General features: G+C 42.8%; 3 protein-coding genes. 1 reads left to right on the top strand and 2 read right to left on the bottom strand.

Translation table 11 applies throughout. The features are described from left to right. The first annotated feature begins 508 nt into the window (after positions 1–508). Positions 509–1,009 (top strand): DUF29 domain-containing protein, encoded by a 501-nt coding sequence (locus ACO6VG_RS16340; RefSeq protein ID WP_422474749.1) that lies wholly within the window; start codon positions 509–511, stop codon positions 1,007–1,009. Between the two features lie 321 nt (positions 1,010–1,330). Here ACO6VG_RS16340 and ACO6VG_RS16335 read toward each other — a convergent pair whose 3' ends face one another. Next, the gene (locus ACO6VG_RS16335; protein ID WP_422474747.1) at positions 1,331–1,768 is read right to left on the bottom strand and encodes a type II toxin-antitoxin system VapC family toxin; all 438 of its coding nucleotides are present in this window, start codon (positions 1,766–1,768) and stop codon (positions 1,331–1,333) included. Continuing rightward, entirely contained in the window at positions 1,752–2,000 is a 249-nt protein-coding gene (locus ACO6VG_RS16330) for a hypothetical protein (protein WP_422133282.1), read from the bottom strand. Before ACO6VG_RS16330 ends, ACO6VG_RS16335 begins: the two co-directional genes overlap by 17 nt. Between the last annotated feature and the right edge of the window lie 84 nt (positions 2,001–2,084).

The raw sequence follows: 2,084 nt of genomic DNA, 5'->3' as shown, positions 1-2,084 counted from the left end.
ACGACGGAGGTTAATTAATAAAAAATTAAAAACCTCTGTCGCTTTTTAGCAGATTCTGGATGAATTAAGTAGAACTATTGTCCTTTGAGAACTCTAAAGTCGAGCATGATATCAAGGTTTAGCAAGTAATACCTGCTGGAAGACAGGTATCCCCCGAGTAAATTTTGGCTAATGAGGAAGCCTGCCTGATGGGAGCGGTATGAATCGAGAGGTTCACGTACTGTTCTGAGAGGGGCTGACGGGGAAGTTCCGCCGGTCTACTCACCAGGTGAAACCCCCGCCAACAACTTTGCACCCCCCTCACCAACTGCTATCCTCAAACCTCGAACAAAAGTGAAACTCAGACCTGCTGGCCGACTTATCCCCAGGGATGGGGGGTATCCCACCAAGCGCCTGGAGCGCGACTTATCCCCAGGGATGGGGGGTATCCCACCAAGCGCCTGGAGCGCGACTGGGAGGGAGCGGTTGATGGCTGAAGAATGGTATCCGTTTAATGGAGTGAACATCTATGAGTAATTTATACGAAACCGATTATCACCAGTGGTTATCCAATCAGGTAGCTTTGCTGCGAAATCGCCACTTTGACCAGTTGGATTTAGAAAATCTGTTAGAGGATTTGGAGTTGGGCATAGAATCAAAAGTCGATAATCTTGAACATTTTCTAACCAATCTCATACTTCATCTTCTTAAGTGTGACTACCAAACCAGTGTGCTGCGGGATACTGTAGCTACAAAACGGGTCATAAACGGGTGGCTAAACTCTATTGATAATGCAAGGGACGGTATTAATAAATTATTAAGAAAAAATCACAGTTTAGAACAACGGGTGGAAGATGCTTTAGTTGAGTCTTACCCTGATGGGAAAAATGGAGCCATTCGGGAAATGAATCGCCATATCCCCACTAAATGCCCAAAACTGGACAACAGCAGCTTCCCTGATACCTGCCCATGGTCTTATGAAAAGCTAATGGAAAAAGACTGGTATCCCCTTAACGGAGTTGAACTCTAACCTTTCTGGCGCTGCTCCATTTTGACTCGCTCCCATGCTTTTAGGCCCTGCGGGTCCCAGCGTGGGAACTAGGTAAAAAAACCACTGTCGCTTAACCCAGGAAAGGGATATCCCGATCCGCCAGACTCTTCATCCAAGTCCGGTTTTATATTCGGTTTCCTGACGCACAACCTTGAGCATGGCAACCGTCTCGCTTTTTACTGGACTTGAGACGGTTGCTTTTAGCAGATTCTGGATGAATTAAGTAGAGCTATTGTCCTTTGAGAACTCTAAAGTCGAGTAAGAGCTGTAATCAATACATATAGCTTTTCCATTATATCTTTAAAGTGGGTTTCCCACAGATGGTTGTAGCAGTGGTACCTCAGGAAAATAGGTTTTGAAGTTTCCCTTATCCCTTGTTATTAGAACCATATCATTATTTTTTGCCGTAGCGCCAATAACAAAGTCTGCTAATACTGTATGTTTCTTACCTCCATTCCCTTTGTATTTGCGAAATGCAACTCCGGCATCAAACATAATTTGTTCTGTTAATTCCATCTTCTTAATATTGTTGTAATCAAAGAAGTCAATAAGGTCGGCCAGATTAACAAAGTTTGTACTTAACTCTGCTAAAATAGCCAGATTATAATAAAGCACCGAACCTTCGTGTCTGCACTGGTTGAGAGTATCACACGACCAATTGAAGTGTATACTCTGGCTATCCAGTATATCTATTAATATACAGGTATCAACAAGGGCCAGTTTATTGATTATCTTCATCAATCAACCCCTCCCATTCCTTAGCACTCATCAAGGTTTTGTATTTTTTACAATTTTGCCGAAACGGGTTATCCTCGGCAGGGTCGATGGATTTTAAAGGGGTGGCGTTTGGGTCTTTTGTAGGGAATACCACAAGCTTACCATCTATTGCATCAATCTTTATAGCATTGTTGCCAATGCATTTCTCAGCTTCTTCAGTAACCTCAACCAATAGTGTTTTAAATTGACTCATCTGTCATCTCCCGTAACGTGTCAACATAAGAACTATGATCGATACGTATAGCATTTTCCATAATATCTTTAAAGTGTTCGACTT

The organism is Endozoicomonas sp. ALB032 (assembly GCF_049310125.1).
Lineage (GTDB): Bacteria > Pseudomonadota > Gammaproteobacteria > Pseudomonadales > Endozoicomonadaceae > Endozoicomonas_A.
Note: the sequence above shows the minus strand (reverse complement) of the source record. Positions and strands in the feature narration are given on the sequence as shown.

Bases quoted from the DNA above. Each gene is read 5' to 3' on its own strand.
- ACO6VG_RS16330 (WP_422133282.1), bottom strand. From the start codon at position 2,000: ATGAGTCAATTTAAAACACTATTGGTTGAGGTTACTGAAGAAGCTGAG.
- ACO6VG_RS16335 (WP_422474747.1), bottom strand. From the start codon at position 1,768: ATGAAGATAATCAATAAACTGGCCCTTGTTGATACCTGTATATTAATA.
- ACO6VG_RS16340 (WP_422474749.1), top strand. From the start codon at position 509: ATGAGTAATTTATACGAAACCGATTATCACCAGTGGTTATCCAATCAG.